This is a genomic window from bacterium (assembly GCA_024224155.1).
Taxonomy (GTDB): Bacteria; Acidobacteriota; Thermoanaerobaculia; order Multivoradales; family JAHEKO01; genus CALZIK01.
Genome location: JAAENP010000222.1, coordinates 1 through 3,796 on the forward strand (window position 1 = coordinate 1; position 3,796 = coordinate 3,796).

A 3,796-nucleotide genomic window follows, 5' to 3' on the forward strand; every position below is an offset into this window, starting at 1 on the left:
CTGCTCTCGGTGCTGAGGATGAAGCGCCACGCGGCGTTGGCCTCGCGCATCGTCGCCCGCCTCCATCTCCAGCCGCTGTCCACACGCGAGGCGTTCACCGCTTTTCTCGCCCACGGCCTCAAGGCCGCCGGTGCGACCTCCAACATCGTCTCTGATAGCGCCGCAGAATTGCTCTTCCGGATCAGCCGAGGGGTGCCCCGACAAGCCGCCCGCCTGATGCGCGAGGCCCTGATCGTGGCCCACGAGCAGCAGAAAAACTTTATCGACGACGCCGTGCTCGAGACCGTGCTCGACGAGGAGACGCTGGAATGAGCACCCAGCCCCTGGCGGTACAACGCGCGGCCGAGCTCAGTGCCCAGGAGGCTGAGCAGCAGTGGTTGATCTGTGGACTGTGGGCCGCCGCCGGCGTCGGTTTGATCGGTGGGCCTCCGAAGTGCTACAAGAGCTGGCTGGGCCTGGAGATGGCGCTCAGCGTCGCTTCAAAGACGCCGTGCCTGGGCGCCTACGCGACCCGCAGCCAGGGAAAGGTGTTGCTCTACATGGCCGAGGACGCGGCCTCGGTGGTGCGGAGCCGTTTCGATGCGCTGGCGCGCCACCACGCCGTGGCTCTGGAGACGCTCGACCTCTTCGTCATCACCGAGAGCAGCCTGAGGCTCGACCTCGTCTCCCACCAGCGCCGCCTGCGAGAAACCGTCGCTCAGATCCGACCCAGCATGCTTCTGCTCGACCCGCTGGTGCGGCTGCACCGCATCGATGAGAACTCTGCCAGCGAGGTCTCCGCGTTGCTCGGTTTCCTCAGGTCGCTCCAGCGCGAGTTTCAAACCGCCGTCGTCTTGGTGCACCATGCGCGAAAGAACGGTTCCGTGAACCAGCCCGGACAGGCCCTGCGCGGCAGCTCAGACCTCCACGCCTTTGGCGACAGCAACCTCTACCTCAGACGCCACCGCCAGCAGCTTCTGCTTACCGTCGAGCACCGAGCAGCCCCCAGCCCGCAGCCCATCGAGCTGTGCCTCGTCTCAGGCCACACGCCGCATCTGGAGATCGTCGAAAGCACCACCTCCGGAGGTGGTGAAGAGCTGACCGAGGCCGTCTGTGAGCTCCTGCGCCTGCGCGGGCCCATGACCCGGACCAGCCTGCGCCAGGAGCTGCGAATCCGAAACCAACGCCTCGGCAAGGCCCTCACCTGGCTCCAGGACCAGGGCACGATTCAACGCACCGCCAGCGGCTGGCTGGCGGCGGAGAACGTCAATGGCGCCCGGCCGGCGGAGCACACCGAAGAATCTTGCGGCGCCGACGCTGCGCCCAACCAGCAGGCGTTCCCGTTTCCCCCTATAGGAGGGCAAGGGAACGGAACGCAGGACGCTGGGCCATGATCCCACCTCACCTCGACTTTCGGCGCCTCAAACGCACCGTCGCCATCGAACAGGTGCTCGGCGACAACGGCTGGCTCGGCCGGCTCAGGCGGCGAGGTGCTCAGCTCGTCGGACCTTGCCCCATCCACCGAGGCGACAACCCCAACGCCTTCGTCGTCCACGCGAGCAAAAAGATCTGGCGCTGCTTTACCGGCTGCAACGCCGGTGGCGACATCGTCGAGCTGGCCCGGCGCCTGAAAGGCGGTAGCTACAGCGACGCGGCCGCCTATCTCGCCACACTCGCCGGCGCACCGACGACCGACGCCGACCATCTCACGCAGCCGCGGCCAGCTCGCCCGTTTCGGCCTTTCACTCGACGACTGCCTCTGGATCCCACGGCGCCCTTTCTCCAGCACAAAGGCATCCGGCCGCACATCGCCGAGCGTTTCGAAGTCGGCGCCTTCTACGGCCGCGGAATGCTCGCAGGATGTGTCGCGGTGCGTCTCTTCGATCCTCACGGCACTCCCCTGGGCTACGCCGGTCGACGCCTCAACCCCCAGCAGGTCAGCACTTACGGCAAGTGGAGGTTTCCGACCGGGATGCCCCGCAACCAACTGCTCTACGGCTACCACCACGCCGCTCAGCTCTTGCGCCGGGGCGCGGTAATCGTCGAATGCCCTTGGGGGGTGCTGCGCCTGGCACAGCTCGACATTCCTGCTGTCGCCCTGCTCGGTACCCACATGTCTCCCCGACAGCAGGCGCTGCTCCTGGAGCTACCGAAACTCGTCCTCCTCATGGACGGCGACAAAGCCGGCAGAAACGCTGCCCAAGACATCCGCCAGCGGCTCCCCAGAACCGCCGTCGTCGACCTACCCGAAGGGCTGGATCCTGATGACCTCAGCAATAACGAACTCGCGACGATCCAGGACTATCTTCTTTTCTAACCAGTCCTCTTCAAATCCGCAGGACAAACAGGGACGATTTGTCCATATCAACCAGGGTCGGCACACCGAGGTCCCGATGGACAACAACCTGGCCGAGCGGACGCATCGAAAACCGGTGTGTGGCCGCAAACAGTTCTACGGCTCTTATGCTCTGTGGGCGGGCCAGCTGGCGGCGATGCTTTTCTCCCTCTTTGCTACGCTTCAGCTCAACGACATCAATCCAAGAACGTGGTTGACGGCTTACCTCCAAGCCTGCGCCGAGGCGGGAGGTCAGGCGCCGGCCGACGCCTCGCGATTCTTGCCTTGGAACCTCTCGGACAAAGAGCGCGCGGCGTGGGCCAAGCCACCCGTGATCGACTCTTCGTGAAACAGCATGCGCTACTGTGGCCGCGAATTCACTGCCGAGGAGCTGGAACTGATCCGGCAACTCATCGCCGAAAAACCGCCAAGGAATCGAGCGCAACTCTCGCGCGTGGTCTGTGAGCGCCTGGGTTGGTACAAGGCCGATGGCGGGCTCAAAGATATGAGCTGCCGCGTGGCCATGCTGCGGATGCACAAGAACGGCTTGATCGTTCTACCACCTGCTCGCACGCGCAATGGCAACGGCCGCCCCTACACCCGAAGCAGCCCGGCCACCGACCCCGGTCTGCCGCTTGTCCAGTCGGTGGATCAACTCACCGACCTGCGTCTGGACATCGTGGCCAGTCGGCGCGAGTCTCACCTGTGGAACGAATATATCCAGCGCTACCACTACCTCGGCTATCAGCCCCTGCCCGGCGCGCAGATGCGCTATCTGGCCCATGCTCAGGGCCAGGTGGTGGCGCTGCTGGGTTTTGGCGCGGCGGCCTGGAAGACCGCCCCCCGTGATCGCTTCATCGGCTGGAGCCCCGAACAGCGCCAGCAACGTCTGCACAGGATCGTCAACAATGCGCGCTTCCTGATCTTGCCATGGATCACCTGTCTCAACTTGGCTTCGAAGCTGCTCGCCACGGTAGCCCGACGCATGCCCGGGGATTGGCAGAATCGTTACGGCTACAGCCCCGTCCTGCTGGAGACCTTCGTCGAGGCCGAGCGCTTTGAGGGGACGTGCTATCGAGCAGCCAACTGGATCCACGTCGGGCAAACCAAGGGCCGAGGAAAGCTCGATTCCAAACATCGAGCCCAGCTCGCGGTCAAAGATATCTGGCTCTATCCCCTCACCCGAGACTTCAAAAAGCATCTCTGCGACTGAGTTCGCCCCTCGGCCCGAACAGCCGCCTCCCAGCCCGAGGTCGCGGTCGAGGAGAACCGCGAGGGGCACGCTACGCCGACGCAGCACGCTGAGAGGACACAGAGCGTCCAGGCTCGCTTCCCATACAGAACGGGAAAACGGGATGAAACGTCGGGGACGGCTTCGGCGATTAGTTACCCGGTTGTTGGCGTAAGTTCTGCGATTCTGGGATTTAGACGCGCCTGGCACCACTTTCGGGGGCTGCCGAGCGCTGCCGATTAGGCTGGCAC

5 protein-coding genes are annotated in these 3,796 nt (G+C 64.6%); all 5 read left to right on the forward strand.

The window, feature by feature from the left end; genetic code table 11:
- The first annotated feature begins 18 nt into the window (after positions 1 to 18).
- The 5 genes from GY769_12240 (at position 19) to GY769_12260 (ending at position 3,527) form a co-directional block, all read left to right on the forward strand.
- Entirely contained in the window at positions 19 to 312 is a 294-nt protein-coding gene (locus GY769_12240; GenBank protein MCP4202691.1) for a hypothetical protein, read from the forward strand.
- Complete coding sequence (locus tag GY769_12245) at positions 309 to 1,373, forward strand: AAA family ATPase (GenBank protein MCP4202692.1); 1,065 nt, start codon at positions 309 to 311, stop codon at positions 1,371 to 1,373. Before GY769_12240 ends, GY769_12245 begins: the two co-directional genes overlap by 4 nt.
- The gene (locus tag GY769_12250) at positions 1,370 to 2,296 is read left to right on the forward strand and encodes a toprim domain-containing protein (GenBank protein MCP4202693.1); all 927 of its coding nucleotides are present in this window, start codon (positions 1,370 to 1,372) and stop codon (positions 2,294 to 2,296) included. The genes GY769_12245 and GY769_12250 overlap by 4 nt, the downstream gene beginning before the upstream one ends.
- Positions 2,297 to 2,372: 76 nt before the next feature.
- Positions 2,373 to 2,663: a transposase domain-containing protein gene (locus GY769_12255; protein MCP4202694.1), complete on the forward strand. Its 291-nt coding sequence runs from the start codon at positions 2,373 to 2,375 to the stop codon at positions 2,661 to 2,663.
- A gap of 6 nt (positions 2,664 to 2,669) precedes the next feature.
- Positions 2,670 to 3,527: a DUF4338 domain-containing protein gene (locus tag GY769_12260; protein MCP4202695.1), complete on the forward strand. Its 858-nt coding sequence runs from the start codon at positions 2,670 to 2,672 to the stop codon at positions 3,525 to 3,527.
- The last annotated feature ends 269 nt before the right edge of the window (positions 3,528 to 3,796 follow it).

What these genes read in the sequence shown, in the direction of transcription:
- GY769_12245 (MCP4202692.1), top strand. Translation starts at nt 309, where the DNA reads ATGAGCACCCAGCCCCTGGCGGTACAACGCGCGGCCGAGCTCAGTGCC.
- GY769_12255 (MCP4202694.1), top strand. Translation starts at nt 2,373, where the DNA reads ATGGACAACAACCTGGCCGAGCGGACGCATCGAAAACCGGTGTGTGGC.
- GY769_12240 (MCP4202691.1), top strand. Translation starts at nt 19, where the DNA reads ATGAAGCGCCACGCGGCGTTGGCCTCGCGCATCGTCGCCCGCCTCCAT.
- GY769_12250 (MCP4202693.1), top strand. Translation starts at nt 1,370, where the DNA reads ATGATCCCACCTCACCTCGACTTTCGGCGCCTCAAACGCACCGTCGCC.
- GY769_12260 (MCP4202695.1), top strand. Translation starts at nt 2,670, where the DNA reads ATGCGCTACTGTGGCCGCGAATTCACTGCCGAGGAGCTGGAACTGATC.